This is a genomic window from Pantoea sp. sgz302252 (assembly GCF_042610525.1).
In the GTDB taxonomy this organism is placed as follows: domain Bacteria; phylum Pseudomonadota; class Gammaproteobacteria; order Enterobacterales; family Enterobacteriaceae; genus Erwinia.
Window position 1 is genome coordinate 56,887 of record NZ_JBHDVM010000010.1, and the last position, 23,519, is coordinate 80,405.

Consider the following 23,519-nt stretch of genomic DNA (forward strand, 5'->3'; position numbering starts at 1 on the left):
GGTCTGTTGATCCCCTCGCCGCTGAATAAGACATCTTAATATTAATCATGACCGCTCATGGCACAAACCGGCCGGAGCCGGTTTGGTATTCATTGGATTATTAATGCATCACAGCGCGGCAGCCAGTCAGCCTCACAGTCCTCGCTCAGCTCCAGGCTGGTCTGGATGCCGTTCTTTGTCTTGCGCTTCAGCAGTTCTATCTCGTACTCCTTCAGCGTCTGCGGCACCGCCTGGCCGAATGCCGTCAGGCTCATGGGGTGCTGATGGCCTCTGGCCTCCATAAAGGACAGGTAGGCGTGATAGAGGTAGCGGCGCGGGTTCATCGGCCGGATATTGGCGTTGCCGATAAACAGTCCGGTCGGCGTGCTCAGCGGCGTCAGGTAGCCGCAGAAGTCGACCAGCGGGTCGGCGCTGCGCTTGATTTCCAGCGCTTCCTCTGACGACCGCTGCGCCTGTAACAGCGCACGGGCGTCGTCCGGCCGGGTGAAGCGCTGCATCAGGTGGCGCACGATAACCGCCAGCTCACCGGCAATCTTCTCAAGTAGCTTTGGATAACGTTCGTTTGCCGGAATCACGTTCGGAAATGACAGATTGACGCGGCGACGTTACACGCTGCCACTGCGGTCGCTGAAGTACATCGATTTGTTGGTCACCGCCAGAATCACCACCGGAATGTAGCTTTAACCAGCGAGGTATCGAGTAATTACAAACACAAAAAAGCCCGCAGGGCTTACGCCATGTGGGCTTTCAGGACTTCATCGAATGGTTCTGGTACCATCGAGCTAGCGGAATCTGAAGAGAATTCGCAACCTTATGAAATTAAGTGTTTTTAGCCAATTCAACTTTGGTGTGTGTACCTAAACGTGTACCAATTATGGGATCTCACACCTCGTAACGATATGGCAAGGATATCGAATGCCCGGTGCTAAATCCAAAAATAAAATGATTTTATGGAAAAGTGTTCACACCCTTCACCTTTGGTTTTTGTTTATTGAATTCATGGCGTTAAATAGTGAACGGCTTGTGGTGTGATGCACACCAGTGTGCACTAGGAGTGCTCACGACAGCTGAGACAGAAAATACGATTCGTTGTCAGAGATGCAAAATGGTGAGGGCATTGATGTGAAGTATCTAATAAAGTAAACTCATAAGGTCCTTTAGCGTGCAGGCGTTTACGTCTAGTCGGGCGATTAGCCAGACTCTAACTTATTGTAAAGTATCGTGGTTGCGGTAGTTGTTCTCCGCAGCCGCTCCAAGTGTTCGCGGCTGCGGAGAACAACTACCGCATCCTTTAGTAAAGGGCAGTGGCAAACTGATCACTCAGTTTGCCACAATCTTAACTGTCTATGACTATCAAAGGATTTAGGGTGCGCCTCAACCTCTACGCGAAACTGACCGAAATTCAGCCACGTAATCGCAGGCAAATCGACAACTTCCTATACAACGCACCTAACCGTTATAAGGTATACAGCATTCCTAAGCGTAACGGTGGAGAGAGAATCATTGCTCATCCATCAAGTGAGCTTAAGGCTTTTCAACACAAGCTAATAAATGTTTTAGAAGCCCACTTTCTAATCCATAAAAGTGCTTTAGCCTATAAAAAAGGGTATGGAATTAAACATAATGCGAAAATGCATTCTGATAATCCTTATATTCTTAAATTAGATTTTTCAGATTTCTTTAACAGTATTACTCCCGATCTGCTTTTTATGGCATGCAAATGGAGTGGGTATGATTTATCTGTTGCGGAGGAAAGATTACTCACAAAAGGTTTGTTTTGGAATAAAGCTAAAAGTCAGTCTGGTAGACTTTCTTTGAGTGTTGGTGCTCCTAGCTCACCGCTCATATCGAACATAATTATGTATCTCTTTGATAAGGCGTTTAGCAGTCTTTGTGAGCAACGTGAGATAGTGTACTCTCGTTATGCCGATGATCTCACATTTTCAACTCGCCATAAAAATGCTTTATTCACATTGCCCGATGAAGTGAGAACCTTTCTAAACAAGAACTATTCTAATAGAATAACATTGAACGATCGTAAGACTATATATACTTCTCGAGCTCACAATCGGCATATAACTGGAATAACATTAACTACACAAGGCACATTGTCAGTGGGCCGCGAGCGAAAGAGGTTTATTTCCTCTCTAATTCATAAGTATAAATTAGGCTTGCTTGAACCTGAGGTGACTTATTATCTACAAGGTTTGTTATCATTTGCTATTTATATTGAACCTGAGTTTAGACTCCGAATGTCTAAGAAGTACTCTCAAGAGACCGTCTTAGATTTACTCAAGCTAAGGAAGGAAGATGGAACCTATAGAAAATAAAAAATTCAATAAGCTTGCTATAAAATCTCGAAACGGAGATATTGCTGCTTCTTATCAATTGTATTTAAACTATAGTAGCGGAAAATTTTTAAAGCAGGATTTAGATAAGGCAAATGAACACCTTGATTTAGCTTTGAAACAGTTTAGTCAACAGAGTTTAAAACTATCTCAATTGTCCATTATTAATTTCAGGATTGTAGATCGCCTTAATATTAATCTTGAGAAAAATAAAATTCAGGTATTGGTGGGCAATAACGGGGCGGGTAAGACTACTGTATTAGACGCTATTTCAATCAGTCTTGGTTGGCTTATACAACGCATTGTTCACAAAGGCGGAAGGGGGAAGGATATCGATAAGGCGGATATTACCCTTGGCAATAATGATGGCTATAGCTCAGTTATAGCAAATGTTAAACTAAAAAAAGATTATAGCTCCACTCTCGAACTGTGCGAAGTCGAGGATGGAAGTGTTGTTAATAAAAAAAGTTATTATTCTGATTTCACTACATTGGGTCATTTATACAAATTAGCTTGCGAAAAAAATGAGCATTTCGAACTTCCACTTTTAGCATGTTATGGCGTGATGCGATCCACAGATATAAACTCAAGAGACGTGGCTGAGTTTGATGAAATATCTTCTACAGATATTTATAATCGCTTCGATGGGTATACTGGTTCTCTTGCAGGTAAAGCCGATTTTAAAGGATTTTTCCGTTGGTATAAGCGTCTTGATGATTTAGTTAAGCATGAGAAAGTTAATGATACTCAAGTTTCCCCTTCAGTGCTTGCTACACTGGAAAAGCTAGCTTTATCAGACGAAGACTCTCGGAAATCCCTAAGTGAATTAATTAATAATATTAAGTCTGGTCAGGGTAAGAAAGAAAGCAGTGGAGCAAGGAAAGCGCTAAAAATAATAAATGATACAGTGTCATTGTTTATGGAAGATTTTCAAAACCTGAGAGTTGAGCTAAAGCCTTCGCTTCATATTTCAGTTGAAAAGAACAATAGGAAAATTAATGTTCTTCAACTATCTCAGGGCGAAAAATCATTGCTTGCGCTTGTTCTTGATATTTGTAGGCGAATGATGGTTCTTAACCCATTATCCCAAAAACCTTTACACACAGCCGGGATTATTCTGATTGATGAAGTTGATTTGCACCTTCACCCAGAATGGCAACGGACTGTTTTGAAAAAACTTAATGCTGTTTTTCCTAACTGCCAGTTTATAGTTTCAACCCACTCACCACAAATTATCAGTGAGGTGGTGCATGATCAAATATTTATGCTCGGCAAAGATGATGATAATAAATTTACCTGTTCTTCTCCAAAGCAGTCATATGGTTTAACATCCAATCAAGTTCTCAATGAAATTATGAAAACTGATAGTTTGAATTTAGATCGCTCACCCGAAGTTCAGGAAAAAATTGATCGAATTTTTATGCTCATATCTGACGGAAAAATTGAAGAGGCAAAGTCGAAAATTGCCGCAATGGAAATAGAACTCAATGGAGAAATTCCTGAACTAATTAGTGCTAAACTTGACATTGATATTCAAGGATGGGATGAGGAATGAGAGGTATAAAAAAAGGTACTGAACCTCGTTTACTAACCACTTATCGCGCTGCCGGTGGAGAATATGATGGGCAGAATTTTACGCCAGTAAAGAATGCGGTAAGATTATCTTTGTTGAGAGAACAAGGGCACCTTTGCGCTTACTGTATGACGAGAATAACCGCTGATAATATGAAAGTAGAGCATTGGGCATCTCAGGCTGGCAACTCAGCGCTTCAGCTTGATTATTCTAATCTCTTGGGCTGTTGCAAGGGAGGAGAGGGAGAGAAGTTTGTTAATCAGACCTGTGACAGTCGTAAAGGAAGTCAATCTCTTAAATACAATCCTAGTCGACCACAAGACAGAATTAATGAACTTATCAAATATGGTGGACAAGGTAAACTACACTCAACAGATGACGAGTTTTCAAGACAGATTGATACGGTATTAAATCTTAATAATGCGCGACTTGTACAGAATAGATCCCGAGTTTATGAGTTTTTGCGAACTAAGCTTTCGTGTAAAATAGGAAAGCGCCGTACTAAAGCCGAATTAAGGCGATTGTTAGATGAATTAATGGCTGTTAATCCGCAAGGGCAACTGAATGCATATTGTGGTCTAATAGAAAGCTACCTTTTGTCTAGATTGGCGGTTGCATGAGTATTTTGATTTTTAATTTTTGTTTCTTTGAATTTTAGATACCTTGTTAGGGTGCGTTTTAAACTTTATGTAAAATTATTAGCTATCTATTTATTTCTGAATTTAACAGATGTTAATAATTGCATCGCATATTAAAAAAACCGGCCTAAGCCGGTTTTTGTGGAATGATGTTATCAGACGCTACATGCCGGTAGCCAATCTGCCTCGCTGTCCTCATGCAACGTCAGATTAGTTTGTATGCCGTTATTTGTTCTGCGTTTGAGCAGCACGCGTTCATACTCTTTCAGTGTCTGCGGTACCTCCTGGCCGAATGCAGGCAGCCATCGAGGCAGGGAAAGAAGCCGAGAACAACTGGCGCACGAGCTTCCACAACCTACGAGGCAATCTCACTGACGAGCTGCGCGCCGAACATTCTCAGCGCATCGCCAGTCGGGAGCTAGCCGATGAGTTTAGCGGGTTGCTTAAAGAGTTAGCGCTGGATAAGCAGGAGGCGATACTGAAAGGCTGCGGCAGTGGTAAAGAGTTCGTGGAATCACACGGCGAAGCGTTTACCGGGTTCGAGGATTTGCATTTACAGTCAACCCTGCGCAACGTGAGTCCGTCGCTGTTATGGGCCATTAAGCTGCGTATCCACCGTGAATAACTTTCACCGACGTTTGCCGGTGAAGACCGTGACCGGATTAAAGACGTAGCTTATCTGGTTGGTGAAGCGCTGACTCAGGCGGCTGCGGCCCTGCCGGAAAGCGTGCTGAAAGAGGCATCGTTGCTGGAAAATATAGGCCTGCACCGTCCCGGCGCTGACGGGGGGGATATGGAGCTTTATACGCGTCCCCTGCGCCGTCAGAAACTGGCTAAATCAATTAGGGCACAGCGTGCAAAACTTCAGGAGGGTAGCCAGAAATGATGCACTGTCCTTACTGCAAAAGTACGGTACACATCAAATCGAGCCGCTATATGTCCGAACAGATGAAAAAGCGTTATCACCAGTGCACTAACCTGGACTGTTCATGCACCTTCAAGACGAATAAGAGCATCACAAAGATGATCACCGCACCACCACAGCCGGAGAAAGTAGTGGAAGTGCCACCGGAAACGGTACGAGAACGGCAGACGCTTAGCCGTTACAGTTGTGCATTCCGCCAGATTCATTAATTGCGCGTAGCCGCTGTCCTACCAGCAGCTTTTTTATGCCTGTCCTCTGTTCTTCTGAAGCCCTTTTTCTGGCCAGCCGCTTTGTAAAGAATCGTGCATGCATAGCGTGCATGGAGCTGCATGTGAAATCATGCGCCGCTTTCCACCTTTCAAGCCATACCGGGCGTGGCTCTGCACGTATCATGCACTTGCATGAAAAGCGATGCATAAAGCGGGCAGGCGTGGCGGGGATAGCATTGCGCACTATAGAGGCAAAGAAAAAAATTATGATGTCGTAAATATGCGCAAAAGACTGGTTTCTGAAACTCGAGGTTGATATCTTACTTGTTAAAAGGATATGAGATCAGGAGTATATAAATGGCTAGACCGTTACCACTGAATAAAGATTTGATGGTTTGTGTTCCTAATAATTATTCTAATACCTTGAGAGGGAAGTTTTTCGAGAATTTTTGCGCTGATATACTACGCCGGCAATCGTATAAAATTGATGGTATGGAAGTCAGAAAATCTGGCATGGAAATTGATATTCAGGCTACTCATACACCATCAAATGAAAAACTGTATGTAGAGTGTAAATTCATGCAGCAAAAAATTGACTCATCTGTGGTTGATTTGGCATTTTCTCAAGCATTTAGGTTGAGAGTTAAAAAAATCGCACTTTTTTCAATTTCTGATTTAGGTAAAGATGCTCAGTCAACGCTTGAGGATTTTAGATTTGATGATCGTGTGGATTATTCTTTTTTTAATAAAAAAGAGATTCTTACATCTATACTTGCAACAGGTAAGGTTGAGGATATTCCAACTGATGATATCCCGGCAAAATATACTAATGCAACTCTTTTAGTTCACCCTGAAATAGAAATGACTTGGCTTTTGCAAGAAGTTGAAAATGGTAGCCCTATAAGAGTGGTGCCGTTCGCTGTAAATAAAAATAGTAGAATGCCAAGTGTTAGTCGCATAAGTGATATAATAAAGGAGCAAGGACTTTTTGAAGGGTTGGAAGTAACAGGATTTTATATATTATCTGAACCGGAACAAACTATTTCGTCTTCAAAATTATCTGAAAATTACGAAAGAGAAATAGTAAGTGAAATAATTCTAGCTGACGATTTTATGGATTATAAACCATGTCAGCCGAAAGACTTTGTTGGTCGAGAATATATACAGAAAGAAGTTTGGGATTATCTTGAAAATGTTAGAGGAAATAGTTCTCAAAGTAGAGTCCTGTCACTTATCGGCGGTTCAGGAAATGGAAAATCATCTTTAATAGCAAGGCTATCCTCAAGATTTAAAAATCAAAAATGGAAAAATAAATTCTTCCTTACTCCCGTCGATGTACGTTCTGCTAGAGGCGGACGTTTTGTTGCAGAAGCAGTAGTTAAAGCTTTCAGCAGTGCGACCAAAGAAGGTTTTATTGAATATGAAAAACCTTTTCTGATTGAAAGTGTTACGGATATCATAGGATCTAAGAGCGTTCAGGAATGTTTAAAATACCTTTCTGAACATGATAAAGTATTGACTGTTTTCTTTGATCAATTCGAAGAAGTTTTTATGAAAGAGGAGCTATTTGGGTTATTTAAAGAATTTGAACGGTTCGCACTCGATGTTTCTGCATTACAAAGCAATTTAGTTGTAGGGTTCTCATGGCGGACCGGTATTACTTTAGGGGATGAAAATCCAGCATACTCAATGTGGAATCGGCTAAAAGATTATAGGATTGAAAAGAGGCTAGAGCCTTTTGATCTAAAGGATTCATCTAAATTAATTAGCAGTTTCGAGCTAAATACAGGATTTAAATTGAATAAACCGTTACGTACGCGTCTTATTCAGCAAGCTCAAGGTTATCCATGGTTATTGAAGAAGCTTTGTATTCATGTATTCAAAAAGTTAAAAGGAGGTATCTCACAAGATCAAATGTTGGTTAGCCAACTACAAATTTCAAATTTATTTCATGAAGACTTAGATAGACCTGAAAAAGAAAATTCATGTTTGAAATTTGTGGCAAAAAACTCTCCAATTAGTCAATATGAAGTTACCAAAGAATTTGGGAGTGATACCGTTTTAGAGCTAATTTCAAATAGAATGATAATTAAAACAGGTGAAAAGTTATCAGTCTATTGGGATGTTTTTCGAGACTACCTGAAAGGAAATGACCTTCCAGTTATACCATGGTCATACATGCCATCAACATCTCCGAAAATGGTTTTGTTAATTCTTGACGTTGTAAACTCGTTCAAAACTATTAGCTTGGATGAACTGCAAACCAAACTCAATTATAGCCGAGGAACATTAATAAATGTTTTAATGGATTTGCAATATTTTGTTCTCATAGACAGAGACGTAAATGGAAATATAGTTTGTAAACAGACTATTACTAATATCCCTGAGTTTCTTCGTGAGCATTTCAAGAGTCATAGTGTATTGTTAGAATTGGCAGAAAGTATTGTTGATACTGATTTAAAAAGAGTCCCTATCGATAAGTATGAATCAATAATTGCCCGCACCTATAAAAATAAAGACGGTGGGTATCCTAAGTCTTATAGTTCACGATTATTGGCTTGGTTACAATTTACGGGACTTCTAGCGGTAATCGGAAAATCCGTGGTTATATATGATGGAGAGTTGTTTTCCCCAGCGTTTGGGGCAATTGATCTAGATAAAAGAGGAGTTCTTAATAGAAGGGGATCGCTTTTCTTAGCTGCTACCTCACCAGAAAAAACACTCAAAGTCGCTGAATATTTGTGCGCCAATAAAAAAATGAGTCACTCATTTATTCATGCGAATAAACATAGGAATGCAGTACAGGATTTAATATCTCTAGGTTTTTGTTCTCGGCAAAATGATGGTGTGATGATAAATAATAAAATAGAAGTTATATTAGAAAGCATCAATATAAAAAGAGCTTTAGCTAGGTTAGTTACTGAGTCCCCAACTATAAAAATATTAAGTTCTTATATAAATAAATTTGGCGATGATGATAAGAAAATGATGGGGGCAGCACTTGCAAAAGAACTCGAGAGAACGTGGACACCTGCATCTACTACCAGATATATTTATGCATTAATGCGATATCGCAATTTTGCATTGGAAACTTTATAATTATTTTTCATAGGGCGTGAGCCCTATGGTTTTATTTTTACACCCCAGAGATTGTAATTAAAACCAGCCTCGTTCAACGCTGTACTAGCTATAGAACGTAGTCCATGAACAACAAGTTTACCTCCGTAACCAATACGTTTAAGTGCTGCATTAGCAGTCTGGCTATTCCTCAGGATCATTCCTGCTCGGGAAAACATGTTTACGATGAGAACTAATAGGCTTCATCACTTCTAGAATATCTAAAGCCTGCGGTGACAAAGGAACAATGTGTTCACGCTTAGCCTTCATTCTTTCGGCTGGAATAGTCCAAAGTTTAGCTACAAGATCGATCTCTATCCAACGAGTGCCAAAAGCCTCCGAAGGGCGCACAAGAGTCAGGAGCTGCCATTCAATCAGGCAGCGAGTGGGAACGGACAGATTCGACATCACCAGCGAACGCATAAGCTTCGGCAATTCCTCCGGTCGAAGCGTTGGCATATTCTGCTTCTTAGGCTTTTCAAATGCCATCCCGATACCGGAAGCAGGGTTAGCATCAATCAGCCCGGTATTAACTGCATAAATCATAATTTCGTTAATGCGCTGTACCAGACGACGAACGGTTTCAAGAGCACCTCGGGCCTTGATTGGCTCCAATGCTTTTACCAACTTTCGGGCTTTGATTTCCTGCACAGGAATCTAGCCGATGGTAGGGAAAACATCTTTATCAAGAGAACGCCAGATATCCTTAGCGTAATCCGCCGTAACGCTGGCTTGTTTCAAGGTAAACCAGTTAGCTGCCACAGTTGAGAAAATGCTGTCCAACGCTATTTGTTGCTGTTCTGTGACCTGTTCGGCCTGGGTCTGTGGGTCAATGCTGTTCGCAAGTAAGGAGAGATAATCGGCACGCAGGCGTCTGGCATCTGCTAGCGAAAGGGCCAGGAAAGCCCCCAGTCCCATCATGGTGCGCAGCTTTGTTGCTGGCCGCTGATAGCGAAAGCGCCAAAGCTTCTTTCCGGTCGTTTTGACCAACATAAAAAGTCCGTCACCATCATGCAGCGTCAAATCTTTATTGATGGACTTAGAACGGAGAACTTCTGTGTTGATGAGAGGACGTGTAGTTTTTGCCATACGCGGCTTTCTGCGTGAATTGGTATATGTTATGAGCCTACATCTGACCCTATAACAACAATCACCGGATTTAACTGAATCTCTTCGGAAAATTACAAACACAAAAAAGCCCGCAGGGCTTACGCCATGCGGGCTTTCAGGACTTCATCGAATGGTTCTGGTACCATCGACCAAGAATTTGGTGGAGCTGGCGGGAGTTGAACCCGCGTCCGAAATTACTACACCGTCGGCACTACATGCTTAGTCCAATCTTTACATTCGCCTGTCAGCTGCGGATGGACACGCCACTAACAAACTAGCCTGATTAGGTTTAACGCTTCAACCCCAGGCAGGGCATCCACGCGATCTCTTTTGGGTTTGACCTCTCTTGATCCCCGTCCTAAGAGCGGAGGCTAGGGAGAGAGGGCTCTTAGCAGGTTATTAAGCTGCTAGGGCGTAGTTTTCGTCGTTTGCGACTATTTTTTTGCGGCTTTTAACGAGGCCAACCGCCCCTCGGCATGCTCCTTGGGCTTCGCAAATCCCGTCGAATCCAGAATCAGCCCCAAGTACTGTTAAGCAGTATAGCAGAAAAACTTATCGCTTTACCAGAGGCTTAGCGATTTGCGTGCTTCATAATACGTGCTTTGTCTAATTTCCACTCACGATCTTTAATATCGTCGCGCTTATCGTGCTCTCTTTTACCTTTTGCCACGCCGATTTTCAGCTTGGCCCAGGCGTTTTTCCAGTACAGCGAGAGCGCTACTACCGTGTAGCCTTCCCGATTTACTCGTCCGTAAAGCGAATCGAGCTCGCGCTGCTTGAGCAGCAGCTTGCGGTTACGGGTTGGATCGCAGACCACGTGGGATGAAGCCACGGTCAGCGCCTGAAAGGTTGACCCGAACAGATAGGCTTCGCCATCGCGCAGCAGGATATAGCTGTCGCTGATGTTGGCCTTACCGGCGCGGAGTGATTTGACTTCCCATCCCTGAAGCGACAGACCTGCTTCGAACTCTTCTTCAATGAAGTATTCGTGGCGCGCCCGCTTGTTCATGGCGATGGTGGCAGAACCGGGTTTATGTGCTTTTTTCTTTGTCATAGTGCAACTTAGTGTACATGAAGCGGTGAATGATGGCATCCCCTGTAACAACAAGCGCGGGGAAAAGCGCTATTTTAGCAGAACGCTGGCGGCTGAGAATTTTTGTTTACAGGCTGTCGATGTTATTATTGTAACGTTTAAGAACAACAGGAAAAGTTATGTCCCAGATTAGCCGTTCTGCGCTGGTGCCCTACAGTGCCGAGCAAATGTTCCGATTGGTAAACGATGTGGATGCCTATCCGGAGTTTCTTCCAGGGTGTACCGGCAGTCGCGTGCTGGATTCCAGCGAACAGCAGATGACGGCGTCGGTAGATGTTTCCAAAGCCGGGATCAGTAAAACCTTCGTCACGCGCAACACGCTGAGCAACAACAAAAGTATTCATATGCAGCTGGTTGACGGGCCTTTCCGCAAGCTCACCGGCGGCTGGCTGTTTACCGAACTCAGCGAAGACGCCTGCAAAGTAGAGCTAAATCTGGAGTTCGAATTCACCAACATGCTGGTAGAAATGGCGTTTGGCCGTATCTTCAAAGAGCTGGCAAGCAGCATGGTGCAGGCGTTTACCAAACGCGCCAAAGAGGTCTACAGTGCCTGATATCGCGGTAGAGGTGGTCTACGCGCTTCCGGAAAAACAGTATCTGTATACGGTTAACGTGGAAGAGGGCGCCACCGTAGAGCAGGCGATCAGGGCTTCCGGGCTGCTGGAGCTGCGTAGCGATATCGACCTTGCCAGCAACAAAGTGGGCGTGTTCAGCCGTCCCGTGAAGCTGAGCGATGAGGTTCACAGCGGCGATCGGATAGAAATCTATCGTCCGCTGCTGGCCGATCCCAAAGAGCTGCGTCGCCAGCGGGCCGAGAAAGCGGCAAAAAAATAAGGCGCCGTTCAGCGCCTTATCTCTTTTATCTTCCGTTCAGTGGCTTTCTGCTCGTTACCCCGTCAGAAACAGCCTTGCTGAAAGCAAACCTTAATTCTTACCGGAAGCAAGCTGCGGCTTGTTATCGATATTGGTCAGCACGCCGTTGCTGTCGAAAGTCAGCGTTAGCGTCTGCTGCTTAACTGGCTCGTGGCCAGGCTCCTGACGGAAAACGTAATACCAGACGTTGCTACCAAAAGGGTCATGCATCATCGGCGTGCCCAGGGTGTAAGCAACCTGCTGTTGGGTCATGCCGGTATGGATTTTAGAAACGTCATTCGCAACCAGGTAATTACCCTGGTTGATGTCTGGCCGGTAAACCACTCGCTCCAGAGTGGAACATCCGGCGGTCGTCATCAGCAGAACCACCGCCGCAGCAGTCAGCGTTTTACAGCGCATAAGTATCTTTATTCCTTTTCGGGCCAACACCTTGGGCATCAGGCTATTTATTTTCTGTATCGGTTTATCGCTTCGACAACAGCGTCAGAAGTCGATGATAATAAACCTTTCCGCAGTTGGAAACCTCTACGGAGCAAGGTTATGACCTCCGGATGCCAAAAAAGTGCGGTCTCAGGCGGCTAAAAGCTCTTTTGCGTTAGCCAGGGTATTGCGCGTTACCTCGCTGCCGCCCAGTAAACGCGCCAGTTCCTGCAGGCGCGATCGCTTATCCAGCGGTCGCATATGGGTTTCCGTCATCTCGCCGTCCGTTTCTTTGCTGACGAAGAAATGCTGATGGCCACAGCCGGCAACCTGCGGCAAGTGCGTAACGCACATCACTTGGGTAGACTCGCCAAGCTGACGCAGCATTCTGCCAACCACGGCAGCGGTCGGGCCGCTGATGCCCACGTCCACCTCATCGAAAATCAGTGCCGGTGTATCCATCTTACGGGCGGTAATAACCTGAATCGCCAGCGCGATACGCGACAGCTCGCCGCCGGAGGCGACTTTGGACAGCGGCTGTAGCGGCTGGCCTGGGTTAGTTGTGACGCGGAATTCAATGCGATCGGCGCCTTCTACGGTGAGATGCTCCGGATTGAACTGCACCTCGATTGCCAGACGGCCGTGCGGCATGGAAAGCGCGTGCATGCTCTCGCCGATCAGCTGGCTCAGCTCCTGGGCATAGTGCGTGCGGCGCTGGTGCAGACGCTCTGCGCACAGCATCGCGACCTTATGGTGTTTCTCTACGGCCAGCGACAGCTCTTCCTGATTGCTCTCCTGCTGATCCAGCTGCGCCTGTTCATCCAGCAGCTGCTGATGGTAGCCCGCCAGCTCCTCTGGTGAAATACGGTGCTTGCGCGACAGCGCAATGTAGCGCGACAGGCGCTGTTCCAGCTCGTACAGGCGGTTAGGATCGAGATCCAGACGCTCGCAGTAATGGCGCAGCTCGTCGCTGGCCTCGCTGATCTGAATGGCCGCTTCATCCAGCATTACGCACACGCCGTTCAGCTTTTCGTCCAGCGCCACCAGCTCGCTCAGCAGCTGCTGCGCGGTATAAAGCTGGTTTTGCAGCGTGGTATGTTCGCCGTCTGCCAGCAGCATTAGTGCCTGCTGGCTGGTCGACAGCAGCTGGCCGCTGTTCGCCAGGCGTTTGTACTCTTCGTCTATTGCTTCATACTCGCCCGCTACCGGCGCGAACTCGTTCAGCTCTTTCAGCTGATACTGCAACAGCTCGCGGCGTGCTTCCCGCTCGTGCGACAGCTGCTGATGCTGCGCCAGCACGCGGCAGCTTTTATTCCACTGCCGATAGCTCTGCGCCATCTCCTGCATCAGGTCGCTTTCGCCCGCGTAGCCGTCGAGCAGCGTTTTTTGGTGCTCCGGCTTCAGCAGTAGCTGGTGCGCATGCTGACCGTGGATTTGGATCAGCAGCTGGCCAAGATCGCGTAGCTGAGAAAGCGGAACGGAAGTACCGTTGATAAAGCCGCGCGAGCGGCCATCGCTGCTGATAACGCGGCGCAGCAGGCACTCGCTGCCTTCGTCCAGCTGATTCTCAACCAGCCAGGCCAGAGCGGAAGGCGTATCTTTCAGGGAGAAACGGGCACAAAGGTCGGCGCGGTTCGCGCCCTGACGCACCATATCGGCTTCCGCACGACCGCCAAGGCAGAGGCCCAGCGCATCGATAGCAATGGATTTACCCGCGCCGGTTTCACCGGTGATTGCGGTCATGCCACGCTGAAAATCGATCTCAAGTTCACGAACAATCGCAAAATTACTGATGGTCAGTTGTGCCAGCATAGAAAGCTTTCCTGTACGAAAACACAGATATGGTTTTTCATACAGTATATACTGGTTCTATAACCAGTAAAGTAGCTGGCAACGGATTTTAGAACAATTTTTTCGACCAGCCCAGTTTCGAGCTTAACGTATTGAAGTAATTATAATTTTGCGGGTGAATCAGGTTCAGGTGATCGTTATTGCGGCGGATTAGCACATCCTCGCCTTCCTGAATCGGCAGCGCAATCTGGCTGTCGCAGCTTATTTCCAGGTCGCCACGCATATGGGAAAAGCGCAGCCGGATAGTGCTGTTGCTGTTGATCACCAGCGGCCTTGCGGAAAGCGTATGCGGGAACATCGGCACAATAGCAATGGCATCTAAAGAAGGTGTCAGAATGGGGCCACCGGCAGAAAGCGAATAGGCCGTCGAACCGGTCGGCGTAGAAATAATCAGGCCGTCGGAACGCTGAGAAAAAGCGAAGGTCTCGTCAATATAGACTTCGAACTCAATCATATGCGCGACTTTACCGGGATGCAGCACCACTTCATTGATAGCCGTGCCAATACGCGGTTCCCGACCCTGGCGGCAGACCTGCGCCTCCAGTAAAAAGCGGCTTTCGGTAATATATTTCCCTTCCAGCACGTCGGCCAGCTGCTGCTGCGCGTTATCGGGGTCGAGATCGGTCAGAAAGCCAAGGTTGCCGCGGTTAATACCTATTACCTTAATATCGTAACGGGCCAGCACGCGAGCCGCGCCCAGCATATTGCCGTCGCCGCCGACCACCACCGCTAAATCCGCTTTTTGGCCAATTTCTGAAAGAGAACCGGTTTCCACATCGTTAAGGTTGAGTTCGCGGGCGATCTGCTGCTCAATGATCACCTGATAGCCCCTGGCGGTTAACCAGCGATAGAGCATGTCGTGAGTGGTCAGGGCGGTAGGATGGCGCGGATGGCCCACAATACCGATGCAGTTAAAATGGCTGTTCATGATGCTGGCGTTCCTCTTGAGGGCAAACTCCCTCAGACAATGTGACGGGTTCCCTTGAAACCGCGATTCCGATCCCCATAATAAGCGAACCAGCGAGATGAATGTGCATAAACGCGGAGAAATTCATGAGTAGTAAAGAACAGAACACACCAAACGAGCAAGTCTCAGACGAAATTGAGATGGAACAGGCAACCCAGGACGCAGAGACAGCAGAAGGGGTGGATCCGCGTGACGAGCGTATTGCCGAGCTGGAAGCCCAGCTGGCGCAGGCGCAGGGCGGCGTGCGTGAAGCGCAGCTGCGTGCCCAGGCCGAGATCGAAAACATTCGTCGCCGCACCGAACAGGATGTAGAAAAGGCGCACAAGTTTGCGCTGGAAAAATTCGCCAACGAGCTGCTGCCGGTCATCGATAGCCTGGAGCGCGCGCTGGAAGTAGCGGATAAAGACAACGCCGAGCTGGCTGCAATGATCGAAGGCATCGACCTGACGCTAAAATCGCTGCTTGGCGCGGTGCGCAAGTTCGGCGTAGAGGTAGTTGGCGACGTCAACGTGCCGTTTAACCCGGAAATTCACCAGGCGATGTCGATGATTGAATCAGAAGACGTTGCGCCAAACCATGTGCTGATGGTAATGCAGCGTGGCTACACGCTGAATGGCCGCCTGCTGCGTCCGGCAATGGTCGCGGTAGCAAAAGCCAAAGCCTGACGGCTACAGTGAAAAAAGCACCTGCGGGTGCTTTTTTTATGGCTGTCGTATCAGGCGGTTATAATTAAATCAATCACTTATAACCGCCGTGCCTACCCTAAAATCCCCTAAAAATCCCTGACCGGTGGACAATATGTGGACGATCCTTTTAGCGGGTTATACCGGATAGCGTCCGTTGATCGGGAACAAAATTTAGTATGTAGCAGAGCATTTAAAATGCTCAATATTATTGAGCACGACGCATGGTCACGCTCGTTGCCACCTGACTTTGTTCCGCGCAACATGTTCCCTGCGTCGCACTACCTACGCGATCAGCTTGAGGATATAACAGAAAACGCCGCTTTACACAGCGTTGTAGTTGTTCCGAACAGGCTTAAACATTCAAACTGATGGTTCTTTATACGGCGAGCGCTTTGAGTTATTCTTTGGAAGCGATTTAAGGCTGTCTGTATCAGCAGCTTTGATGTTACAGAGGGTTATATGGCTAAAAAATCAACTCATGCAACAGTTGCGACGATTGCTGCAAGTCTTATGGCTTCACTTGCACCAGTTCCGGCGCAGAGTACAACGTTGCCAGCAACAGCAGTAGAGGTCAGCGAAAATTATGGCGTTGCTGCTTCTTTGACCTTTAATCTACCGAGTGGGCAGATTTTTTTGCCTCTTGATGAAGCCACAGAATATTTGACTCAAAACAATGAACGCCAGCGATTTTTCTTAAATGCTGCTGTACAAGACAGGCAGAAACGGGGGAAAGGGACACTTTTCGCCGTTACTCCTCGAATGAAACGCTTGTGTGTTGATGGGCTAAAACACCATATGCGGGTGAAAGAGGCTGTTCAGCTTGTTATGAAAGGTGACAATATCTATAAATCCTTTCCTGGTAATCTTGAAAAACAAGCAAAATATAAAGCAGATCTTCTCCGTTTTGGCCGTGCTGTAGCTCAGGGTGAGTTTATCCTTCGGGATACTTTGTCACTTATCGCGCAAAGTGAATCACCTGACAGTACAATAAACCTTACTGATATGCCTGGCGATGAGGAAGTAAGAGCCTGGATTGCAGCAGAGCATAAAAAACTTGGATTGATGGTGTCGGAGTCGTCCTGATGCCCTGTGTAGTCAGTGTTCATCCTGATGTAGAAATGCCTGACGTTGCGAAGAGTTATGCCAGGGCTCTTGAAAACTGGAAAAATTCCGGAGTATTGCCAGACCGATTTGGTAATGAAGGACAATGGGAAAATAACTCAAGGCTATGTAATTCTTTTGTTTATAAGCTACATATCAGGTTGCCCGCAGAACCTAAGTGGAAGAAAACAAAGGCGCAGATTGACAGGCATTCCAACCACTATCTTGTGTTCTCAAGGCATTGGATGGATTACGATAAAATTCAGGTTATTAGCATCATGAGTCCAAATGGGCATGAAAAAGCCAGAACCTCGTACATGGGTGAGTTAGAAAGAAGAGCGGAAGAATTCCAAAATAGCTAAGCCCTGCATAAGCGGCGCTTTTTAACTGACGTGGTCAATAAGCGGATGCACATATAAAATAATAATTTTATTCCAACTGGCTACCCTGGTTTTAAAAGCACCTTCGGGTGTTTTTTTATGGCTTCCCGATCGGCAGTATTGCCCATTTCCACCGTCCGCACCCGTCACCGGATACGGACAAAGGCGCAGTAACAAGCTTGCGTGAATGGCTTGAAAGCACAGGAGTCAGACCGTGAAAATATTACCCCCGAACACCATCAAAATCGCCGGACAACCAGCCGTTGTTAGTTTTGTGCCGGAACTGAACGCGTTTCGCGGCAAATTTTTGGGCCTGACCGGCTATTGTGATTTTGTAGCAGATAGCGTGCAGGGTTTAACCGAACAGGGTGAAATCTCGCTTCGTGAATATCTGGATGACTGTCGTTCTGCAGGCATTGAGCCGTTTGTACAGCAGGAAAAAACTAAAACCTTTACCTTGCGCTATCCGGAGTCCTTTGGCGAACGACTGAACCAGGCTGCCGCTGAATATGGCACCTCGGTGAATGCATTTATTATCGAAACGCTAAACAAATGTATGAAGCTGGCCCGGTAGTCGCTCAACCCCGCATTTGCGGGGCTGGTCGACAAGCTGAAAAGTAGACGCTTATATTGCCTGCCAAACTATTCTGGCAGCACTGGCGTCCAGTCGATCGGCTTTTCGCCGTGCTGTTCCAGCCACTCGTTGGTTTTGGAAAAGTGGCCGCAGCCGAAAAAGCCACGATGTGCCGAAAGCGGAGAAGGATGAGGCGCCTGTAATACATGATGGCGTTTGCGGTCGATAATGCTGCCTTTCTTCTGCGCGTGCGAGCCCCACAGCAAAAACACTACGTTTTCGCGGCTCTCATTGATGGCGGCAATCACGCGATCGGTAAAGGTCTCCCAGCCAAAGCGAGCATGTGAATGCGCCTGGCCCGCTTCCACCGTTAATACCGTATTCAGCAACAGCACGCCCTGGCGTGCCCAGCTCTCCAGAAAGCCATGATTAGGGCGCTGAAAGCCGGGGATATCGGTAGCCAGCTCTTTATACATATTCACCAGCGAAGGTGGCACGGCCACGCCGGGCAGCACGGAAAAAGCGAGCCCATGCGCCTGATTTGGGCCATGGTAAGGATCCTGGCCAAGGATCACCACTTTAACGTCGCCCAGTTCCGTCAGGCGGAAAGCGTTGAACACATCCTTCTGCGGCGGATAAACGGTTTTCCCGGCCGCCCGTTCATTCGCCACCATCGACAGGGTTTCAATAAAGTAGGGTTTCTCTTTTTCCTCTGCCAGCACGTCGTGCCAGGTCAGTGCATTGACCATATCCGCCTCCTTTGGGGTAAACAGCCTGTAGCTTAGCGCGGATCCTCCCGGCGACAAACTTAAAATAAATTTTAAACCTGCAAAAATATTTTAGGGATAATTTGCGTTAAATCATGAAGTTGCGAGAAAGCTCTGAATTGCGGAAAACCTCTTTTTGATTTTGGTCAAAACAGGCAGCTTGCTGGACTGTTATACAGACCTGCACAGATCAAATTTTTCTCCGCTGATGCTTCGTCAGCCACTAACCGCCTGGGAGGCAACAATGATTTCCGGAATCCAAATTACCAAAGCGACTAATCCCGCGCTGCTGAACTCATTCTGGCTGCTGGATAACGAAAAAGCAGAGGCGCGCTGCGTTTGTGCCAAAGCAAACTATCAGGAAGATCAGATCGTACCGGTAAGCGATCTGGGCCAGTTCGAATATCGCGAAGTGCCGCTGGATGTGCAGCCGCAGGTACGCGTTGAAGGCGGCCAGCATCTCAACGTCAACGTGCTGCGTCGCGAAACGCTGGAAGATGCGGTTAAGCATCCAGAAAAATACCCGCAGTTGACCATCCGTGTTTCTGGCTATGCCGTGCGCTTTAACTCGCTGACGCCAGAACAGCAGCGTGATGTTATTGCCCGTACTTTCACCGAAAGCCTGTAAGTAAAGCTAATCGGCGTCGGGAAAAGAGCCGGACGCTGAAAATGTCAGCAGCAGCGGATTTTATTTATCCTTTTGAAAATTAACTATTATTTTTCAGGGTAAACCGAGCGATAAAAAATCCGCTGTGGGAAAAGCCTGTTTCAGCAAGAAAGCCGGCTCAAAAGATAATAAAAACGCGTCTTAAAATAAAAAACCGCCTGTGAAAGGGCGGTTTTTTTGTAGAGCGGTTTATTTATTCAGCGCTGTCGGTATTAGGTGCCGAACTTGGCTTACGGCGCTTACCGATATTTTTCGTATCGCGATGGCGCTTCTTCACGCGCGGTTTTTCCTGCTCTTTTTCTTTTTTCTCTTTGCGCTTCGCCAGCACTTTCTTTGACGGCTTGCCGTTCAGCTTTTCGCTTGGCGCGCGGGTAGTCGGGCGCAGCTCGTCAATAGTACGGGGCTTCAGCGGCTCGTCGATATAGCGGCTGATTTTGCCCAGCAGCAGATGGTCATGCGCCTCAACCAGAGAAATGGCGATGCCTTTTTTCCCTGCACGGCCGGTACGCCCGATACGGTGCAGATAGGTATCTGCGGTACGCGGCAGGTCAAAGTTGAAAACGTGGCTGACATCTTCGATATCAATGCCGCGTGCGGCGACATCGGTAGCTACCAGCACATTGACGCGACCATCAACTACGCGCTTGATCGCCTCGTTACGCTTGAACTGCTCGAGCTCGCCTTCCAGATAGCTGGTATTGATACCGGCATCGCGCAGCCAGCCGCACAGTTCATGCACACGCTCGCGCTTACGCACAAAGATCACAGAACGGGTTACTTCCGGCTGCTTCAGCAGGTGCAGCAGCAGGGCGGTTTTATGCTTGATATCATCCGCACGGTAATACCATTGCAGGATCTTTTTGCGCTCGCGGCGTGCCGGGTCTGCTTCAAGCTCGACCGGCTCATTCAGCAGGCGCTCGGAGAAATCTTTAATCGCTTCGCCTTCCAGCGTGGCGGAGAACAGCAGCGTCTGCTTGCGCCAGCGGGTTTCCGCCGCGATAGTTTCGATATCCTGGGCAAAACCCATATCCAGCATGCGGTCGGCTTCGTCAAGGATCAGCGTCTCAACGGCGCGGCAGTCAAAGTTCTCTTCTTTGATGTACTGCAGCAGACGGCCGGTGGTGGCAACCACCACATCCTGATTTTCGCTGAACACTTCGGCATGGTTCATAAAAGCCACGCCGCCGGTGATAGTCGCGATATCCAGATGCGTATGTTTCGCCAGCTCGCGTGCCTGATCGGCAACCTGCGTCGCCAGTTCTCGGGTCGGCGTCAGGATCAGAATGCGCGGCGGGCCGGATTTTTTGCGCGGAAAGTCCAGCAGATGCTGGAGCGCGGGCAGCAGGTAAGCCGCGGTTTTGCCTGTACCTGTTGGTGCCGAACCCAGAACGTCGCGACCCTCCAGTGCAGGCGGGATCGCAGCGGCCTGGATTGCCGTGGGGCGTGTAAAGCCCTTTTCCTGCAGGGCTTGCAGCAGGCTTTCATCTAGTTCGAGTTCGGAAAAAGTGGTTACAGTCATGGTCTACCTCAGTTTGGGGCGCCGATTATAGACAGATTACGCGCGATCTTCATCTGTTTGTGCAGAATGAATGACTTTTCCTTGTATCTCAATTGGCCTATGCTAGCGCCGTTTCCCTTTCAGGTCAGTTAAATGAGTCAACAAAAAGCGGTATTGCGCGCTAACGGCTTTACCTTTAAACAATTTTTCGTCGCTCACGATCGCTGTGCCATGAAGGTTGGCACGGATGGCGTGCTGCTGGGTGCCTGGGCGCCGGTAGCAGAGGCGACAAGAGCACTGGATATCGGCACCGGCAGCGGGCTAATCGCGCTGATGCTGGCGCAGCGTACTGGCGCAAACGTAGCCGTGGATGCGGTGGAGCTGGACGAACAAGCTGCCGCGCAGGCGCAAGAAAACGCCGCTGCCTCACCATGGGCTGAGCGCATAGCTATTTACCAGGATGATATAGCTCACTGGACAAAGCGATGCGAACAGCGCTACTCGCTTATTGTCAGCAATCCGCCTTACTTCGCGCCGGGTTCAGAGTGTGCAACTCCGGCTCGGGCGGCGGCGCGTTATACTGCCGGGCTAACACACGATGTGCTATTAGCCTGCGCGGAAGAGCTGATTACCGAGGATGGTTACTTCTGCGTGGTGCTGCCCACTGCGCCAGGCGACAAGCTGGCGGCGCTGGCCATTGAGCGCGGCTGGCATCTGCGTTTTCGCACCGATATCGCCGATAACGACAGCCGTCCGCCCAACCGCGTGCTGCTGGCGCTTTCGCCCACGTCAGGCGAACAGTTTTTGGATCGCATGACCATTCGCGGGCCGGATCAGCGTTACTCCGAAGCGCACTGTAGCCTGACCCGCGACTTCTACCTGTTCCGTTAACCCGGCGACAGGATCGTCGGCCTGGCTTCTTCCAGCTGCTGCGGATAATCCAGCGTGAAGTGCAGGCCACGGCTCTCTTTTCTCGCCATTGCGCAGCGCACCATCAGTTCGGCGACCTGCACCAGATTGCGCAACTCCAGCAGGTTGTTAGAGATGCGGAAATTAGCGTAGTACTCGTCAATTTCCTTCTGCAGCAGATTGATGCGGCGAAGCGCCCGCTCCAGCCGCCTGGTGGTGCGTACGATGCCGACGTAATCCCACATAAACAGCCGCAGCTCATGCCAGTTATGCTGAATCACGACCCGTTCATCCGAATCATCCACGCGGCTTTCATCCCACGCAGGCAGCTTCTCTACCGCAGCGACATGCTGTAGTTGTTCGGCAATATCCTCCGCAGCCGACCAGCCGTAGACCAGGCATTCCAGTAGCGAATTGGAAGCCAGACGATTAGCGCCATGCAGACCGGTATAGCTTACTTCGCCAATAGCATAGAGCCCGTTGAGATCGGTTCGTCCATGACGATCCACTATTACGCCGCCGCAGGTATAGTGCGCAGCCGGCACAATTGGAATCGGCTCTTTCGTCAGATCTATTCCCAACGTTTGCAATTTTTCGGCAATAGTCGGGAAGTGCGACCGAATAAAGTCGGCAGGTTTGTGGCTGATATCCAGATACATGCACTCTACGCCTAGCCGCTTCATCTCATGATCGATAGCGCGGGCAACGATATCGCGCGGTGCCAGTTCTGCTCGCTCATCGAAATCAGGCATAAAGCGCGTGCCGTCAGGACGTTTCAACTGGGCGCCTTCGCCCCGTAGCGCTTCAGTCAGTAGAAAGTTTCTTGCTTCAGGATGGTATAAACAGGTGGGATGAAACTGATTAAACTCCAGGTTAGCCACGCGGCAGCCTGCCCGCCAGGCCATAGCGATGCCGTCGCCAGAAGCGACATCCGGATTGGTCGTGTACTGATAGACCTTGGCAGCGCCGCCTGTAGCCAGTACCACGGTGCGGGCTCGGCAGGTTTCAACCTTCTCGCGTTTGCGGTTCCAGATATAGGCGCCTACAACTCGTCTTTCACCAGGCAGGCCGATTTTATCGGAAACGATAAGATCGACAGCATTGCAGCGTTCGATCACGGTAATGGCTGGATGGCTGAGTACCTGGCTTACCAGAGTAGTTTCAACCGCTCGCCCGGTGGCATCGGCGCTGTGCAGGATACGGCGGTGGCTGTGGCCACCTTCGCGCGTCAGATGATACTCGCCAGCTGAGGTTTCATCGAACAGCATGCCGTTATCAATCAGCCACTGCACACAGTGGCGTGCGTTACTGGCGATAAAAGAGACCGCCTCACGATCGCACAGCCCATCTCCGGCAATCAGCGTATCTTCAACATGGGACTCAATGCTGTCGGCTTCATCGAACACGGCGGCGATACCGCCCTGGGCATAAAAAGTGGCGCCTTCGCTGATGGGGCCTTTACTTAAAACTGTTACCTGATGCCGGTCGGCCAGACGCAGGGCCAGCGACAAACCCGCAGCGCCGCTGCCGATAATCAACACATCACAACTGTAATCGGAAGATAAGGTCATAGTGTTTAATTTACTAAACAGGTTGTTTCCTGAGCATAGCGCCGTTACCGCAGGCTAAAAAGCTTTTTTTCATGAAATTTTCGGAAGGAGGGCGGCGGCAGCCGTTCGGACTGACCCGAAAAGCCGCAGGTTTCCTGTACTTCGCCGCCAGGCGGTTTATTATGATGAACCTGCAAGATTTTAAGGTGAAAAAGCGGCCTTCTTAGAGTACTCTGCGGCGATACGCAGATGACACCACAAAT

General features: G+C 48.1%; 21 protein-coding genes, 1 other RNA gene and 3 pseudogenes. 15 read left to right on the top strand and 10 right to left on the bottom strand.

All coding sequences use genetic code 11. The features are described from left to right. Window positions 1-89: 89 nt before the first annotated feature. Window positions 90-680: pseudogene (locus tag ACETPC_RS17405) on the bottom strand (primase-like DNA-binding domain-containing protein); the annotation flags it as partial. Between the two features lie 687 nt (window positions 681-1,367). On the opposite strand from ACETPC_RS17405, the gene ACETPC_RS17410 reads away from it, so the two are divergent. The 6 genes from ACETPC_RS17410 (at window position 1,368) to ACETPC_RS17435 (ending at window position 8,792) form a co-directional block, all read left to right on the top strand. Then, complete coding sequence (locus ACETPC_RS17410; RefSeq protein WP_380183506.1) at window positions 1,368-2,330, top strand: retron St85 family RNA-directed DNA polymerase; 963 nt, start codon at window positions 1,368-1,370, stop codon at window positions 2,328-2,330. Further along, entirely contained in the window at window positions 2,311-3,903 is a 1,593-nt protein-coding gene (locus ACETPC_RS17415; RefSeq protein WP_380183508.1) for an AAA family ATPase, read from the top strand. The genes ACETPC_RS17410 and ACETPC_RS17415 overlap by 20 nt, the downstream gene beginning before the upstream one ends. Beyond that, entirely contained in the window at window positions 3,900-4,541 is a 642-nt protein-coding gene (locus ACETPC_RS17420) for a retron system putative HNH endonuclease (protein WP_380183510.1), read from the top strand. The genes ACETPC_RS17415 and ACETPC_RS17420 overlap by 4 nt, the downstream gene beginning before the upstream one ends. Window positions 4,542-4,851: 310 nt before the next feature. Then, entirely contained in the window at window positions 4,852-5,184 is a 333-nt protein-coding gene (locus ACETPC_RS17425) for a hypothetical protein (protein WP_380183512.1), read from the top strand. Window positions 5,185-5,441: 257 nt separating this feature from the next. Continuing rightward, window positions 5,442-5,693: an ogr/Delta-like zinc finger family protein gene (locus ACETPC_RS17430; RefSeq protein WP_380183514.1), complete on the top strand. Its 252-nt coding sequence runs from the start codon at window positions 5,442-5,444 to the stop codon at window positions 5,691-5,693. Between the two features lie 357 nt (window positions 5,694-6,050). Then, the gene (locus ACETPC_RS17435; RefSeq protein WP_380183516.1) at window positions 6,051-8,792 is read left to right on the top strand and encodes a restriction endonuclease; all 2,742 of its coding nucleotides are present in this window, start codon (window positions 6,051-6,053) and stop codon (window positions 8,790-8,792) included. Window positions 8,793-8,848: 56 nt separating this feature from the next. Here the strand turns inward: ACETPC_RS17435 and ACETPC_RS17440 are convergent. The 3 genes and pseudogenes from ACETPC_RS17440 to smpB all read right to left on the bottom strand — a co-directional run. Continuing rightward, window positions 8,849-9,899 (bottom strand): annotated as a pseudogene (locus tag ACETPC_RS17440) (integrase domain-containing protein); the annotation flags it as partial. 179 nt (window positions 9,900-10,078) lie between these two features. Further along, window positions 10,079-10,442: a transfer-messenger RNA gene (ssrA, locus tag ACETPC_RS17445) on the bottom strand. A 49-nt stretch (window positions 10,443-10,491) separates the two neighbouring features. Then, on the bottom strand, window positions 10,492-10,974 hold the full coding sequence (gene smpB / locus ACETPC_RS17450) for an SsrA-binding protein SmpB (RefSeq protein ID WP_246760641.1): 483 nt from the start codon (window positions 10,972-10,974) through the stop codon (window positions 10,492-10,494). Window positions 10,975-11,132: 158 nt separating this feature from the next. On the opposite strand from smpB, the gene ACETPC_RS17455 reads away from it, so the two are divergent. Continuing rightward, window positions 11,133-11,567, top strand: a complete 435-nt coding sequence (locus tag ACETPC_RS17455; protein ID WP_380183518.1) for a type II toxin-antitoxin system RatA family toxin — start codon at window positions 11,133-11,135, stop codon at window positions 11,565-11,567. Then, window positions 11,560-11,847 carry an RnfH family protein gene (locus ACETPC_RS17460; protein ID WP_380183520.1) on the top strand — a complete coding sequence of 96 codons (288 nt, stop codon included), beginning with the start codon at window positions 11,560-11,562 and terminating at the stop codon, window positions 11,845-11,847. The genes ACETPC_RS17455 and ACETPC_RS17460 overlap by 8 nt, the downstream gene beginning before the upstream one ends. Before the next feature lie 90 nt (window positions 11,848-11,937). On the opposite strand, the gene bamE is transcribed toward ACETPC_RS17460, so the two are convergent. The 3 genes from bamE to nadK form a co-directional block, all read right to left on the bottom strand. After that, entirely contained in the window at window positions 11,938-12,285 is a 348-nt protein-coding gene (gene bamE / locus ACETPC_RS17465) for an outer membrane protein assembly factor BamE (RefSeq protein WP_380183522.1), read from the bottom strand. Window positions 12,286-12,456: 171 nt separating this feature from the next. Continuing rightward, the gene (gene recN, locus ACETPC_RS17470; protein ID WP_380183524.1) at window positions 12,457-14,118 is read right to left on the bottom strand and encodes a DNA repair protein RecN; all 1,662 of its coding nucleotides are present in this window, start codon (window positions 14,116-14,118) and stop codon (window positions 12,457-12,459) included. Window positions 14,119-14,206: 88 nt separating this feature from the next. Next, a complete protein-coding gene (gene nadK / locus ACETPC_RS17475; protein ID WP_380183526.1) occupies window positions 14,207-15,085 on the bottom strand; it encodes an NAD(+) kinase in 879 nt (292 codons plus the stop codon). Between the two features lie 125 nt (window positions 15,086-15,210). Here nadK and grpE point away from each other — a divergent pair, with 125 nt between their 5' ends. The 5 genes and pseudogenes from grpE to ACETPC_RS17500 all read left to right on the top strand — a co-directional run bounded on the left by grpE (window position 15,211) and on the right by ACETPC_RS17500 (window position 17,865). Further along, the gene (gene grpE / locus ACETPC_RS17480; protein WP_380183528.1) at window positions 15,211-15,789 is read left to right on the top strand and encodes a nucleotide exchange factor GrpE; all 579 of its coding nucleotides are present in this window, start codon (window positions 15,211-15,213) and stop codon (window positions 15,787-15,789) included. Between the two features lie 480 nt (window positions 15,790-16,269). Continuing rightward, on the top strand, window positions 16,270-16,893 hold the full coding sequence (locus tag ACETPC_RS17485; protein ID WP_380183530.1) for an iron-sulfur cluster assembly scaffold protein SufA: 624 nt from the start codon (window positions 16,270-16,272) through the stop codon (window positions 16,891-16,893). Then, a complete protein-coding gene (locus tag ACETPC_RS17490) occupies window positions 16,893-17,273 on the top strand; it encodes a type II toxin-antitoxin system YafO family toxin (protein ID WP_380183532.1) in 381 nt (126 codons plus the stop codon). The genes ACETPC_RS17485 and ACETPC_RS17490 overlap by 1 nt, the downstream gene beginning before the upstream one ends. A gap of 131 nt (window positions 17,274-17,404) precedes the next feature. Then, window positions 17,405-17,509: pseudogene (locus ACETPC_RS17495) on the top strand (hexulose-6-phosphate synthase); the annotation flags it as partial. After that, a complete protein-coding gene (locus ACETPC_RS17500) occupies window positions 17,506-17,865 on the top strand; it encodes a type II toxin-antitoxin system HicB family antitoxin (RefSeq protein ID WP_380183534.1) in 360 nt (119 codons plus the stop codon). The pseudogene ACETPC_RS17495 and the gene ACETPC_RS17500, both read left to right, overlap by 4 nt. 68 nt (window positions 17,866-17,933) lie before the next feature. Here the strand turns inward: ACETPC_RS17500 and ung are convergent, their stop codons facing one another. Further along, window positions 17,934-18,614 (bottom strand): uracil-DNA glycosylase, encoded by a 681-nt coding sequence (gene ung / locus ACETPC_RS17505; RefSeq protein ID WP_380183536.1) that lies wholly within the window; start codon window positions 18,612-18,614, stop codon window positions 17,934-17,936. Window positions 18,615-18,876: 262 nt separating this feature from the next. Between ung and grcA the strand changes: the two genes are divergently transcribed. Next, entirely contained in the window at window positions 18,877-19,260 is a 384-nt protein-coding gene (grcA, locus tag ACETPC_RS17510; protein WP_380183538.1) for an autonomous glycyl radical cofactor GrcA, read from the top strand. A 232-nt stretch (window positions 19,261-19,492) separates the two neighbouring features. Here grcA and srmB read toward each other — a convergent pair whose 3' ends face one another. Next, window positions 19,493-20,818, bottom strand: a complete 1,326-nt coding sequence (gene srmB / locus ACETPC_RS17515) for an ATP-dependent RNA helicase SrmB (protein WP_380183540.1) — start codon at window positions 20,816-20,818, stop codon at window positions 19,493-19,495. Between the two features lie 132 nt (window positions 20,819-20,950). On the opposite strand from srmB, the gene ACETPC_RS17520 reads away from it, so the two are divergent. Then, complete coding sequence (locus ACETPC_RS17520) at window positions 20,951-21,688, top strand: tRNA1(Val) (adenine(37)-N6)-methyltransferase (protein WP_380183542.1); 738 nt, start codon at window positions 20,951-20,953, stop codon at window positions 21,686-21,688. Here ACETPC_RS17520 and nadB read toward each other — a convergent pair. Further along, the gene (gene nadB / locus ACETPC_RS17525; protein WP_380183544.1) at window positions 21,685-23,277 is read right to left on the bottom strand and encodes an L-aspartate oxidase; all 1,593 of its coding nucleotides are present in this window, start codon (window positions 23,275-23,277) and stop codon (window positions 21,685-21,687) included. The genes ACETPC_RS17520 and nadB overlap by 4 nt on opposite strands. Window positions 23,278-23,519 lie beyond the last annotated feature (242 nt).

What these genes read in the sequence shown, in the direction of transcription:
- ACETPC_RS17415 (WP_380183508.1), top strand. Translation starts at nt 2,311, where the DNA reads ATGGAACCTATAGAAAATAAAAAATTCAATAAGCTTGCTATAAAATCT.
- ACETPC_RS17420 (WP_380183510.1), top strand. Translation starts at nt 3,900, where the DNA reads ATGAGAGGTATAAAAAAAGGTACTGAACCTCGTTTACTAACCACTTAT.
- ACETPC_RS17425 (WP_380183512.1), top strand. Translation starts at nt 4,852, where the DNA reads ATGCAGGCAGCCATCGAGGCAGGGAAAGAAGCCGAGAACAACTGGCGC.
- ACETPC_RS17430 (WP_380183514.1), top strand. Translation starts at nt 5,442, where the DNA reads ATGATGCACTGTCCTTACTGCAAAAGTACGGTACACATCAAATCGAGC.
- ACETPC_RS17435 (WP_380183516.1), top strand. Translation starts at nt 6,051, where the DNA reads ATGGCTAGACCGTTACCACTGAATAAAGATTTGATGGTTTGTGTTCCT.
- smpB (WP_246760641.1), bottom strand. Translation starts at nt 10,974, where the DNA reads ATGACAAAGAAAAAAGCACATAAACCCGGTTCTGCCACCATCGCCATG.
- ACETPC_RS17455 (WP_380183518.1), top strand. Translation starts at nt 11,133, where the DNA reads ATGTCCCAGATTAGCCGTTCTGCGCTGGTGCCCTACAGTGCCGAGCAA.
- bamE (WP_380183522.1), bottom strand. Translation starts at nt 12,285, where the DNA reads ATGCGCTGTAAAACGCTGACTGCTGCGGCGGTGGTTCTGCTGATGACG.
- recN (WP_380183524.1), bottom strand. Translation starts at nt 14,118, where the DNA reads ATGCTGGCACAACTGACCATCAGTAATTTTGCGATTGTTCGTGAACTT.
- nadK (WP_380183526.1), bottom strand. Translation starts at nt 15,085, where the DNA reads ATGAACAGCCATTTTAACTGCATCGGTATTGTGGGCCATCCGCGCCAT.
- grpE (WP_380183528.1), top strand. Translation starts at nt 15,211, where the DNA reads ATGAGTAGTAAAGAACAGAACACACCAAACGAGCAAGTCTCAGACGAA.
- ACETPC_RS17485 (WP_380183530.1), top strand. Translation starts at nt 16,270, where the DNA reads ATGGCTAAAAAATCAACTCATGCAACAGTTGCGACGATTGCTGCAAGT.
- ACETPC_RS17490 (WP_380183532.1), top strand. Translation starts at nt 16,893, where the DNA reads ATGCCCTGTGTAGTCAGTGTTCATCCTGATGTAGAAATGCCTGACGTT.
- ung (WP_380183536.1), bottom strand. Translation starts at nt 18,614, where the DNA reads ATGGTCAATGCACTGACCTGGCACGACGTGCTGGCAGAGGAAAAAGAG.
- grcA (WP_380183538.1), top strand. Translation starts at nt 18,877, where the DNA reads ATGATTTCCGGAATCCAAATTACCAAAGCGACTAATCCCGCGCTGCTG.
- srmB (WP_380183540.1), bottom strand. Translation starts at nt 20,818, where the DNA reads ATGACTGTAACCACTTTTTCCGAACTCGAACTAGATGAAAGCCTGCTG.
- ACETPC_RS17520 (WP_380183542.1), top strand. Translation starts at nt 20,951, where the DNA reads ATGAGTCAACAAAAAGCGGTATTGCGCGCTAACGGCTTTACCTTTAAA.
- nadB (WP_380183544.1), bottom strand. Translation starts at nt 23,277, where the DNA reads ATGACCTTATCTTCCGATTACAGTTGTGATGTGTTGATTATCGGCAGC.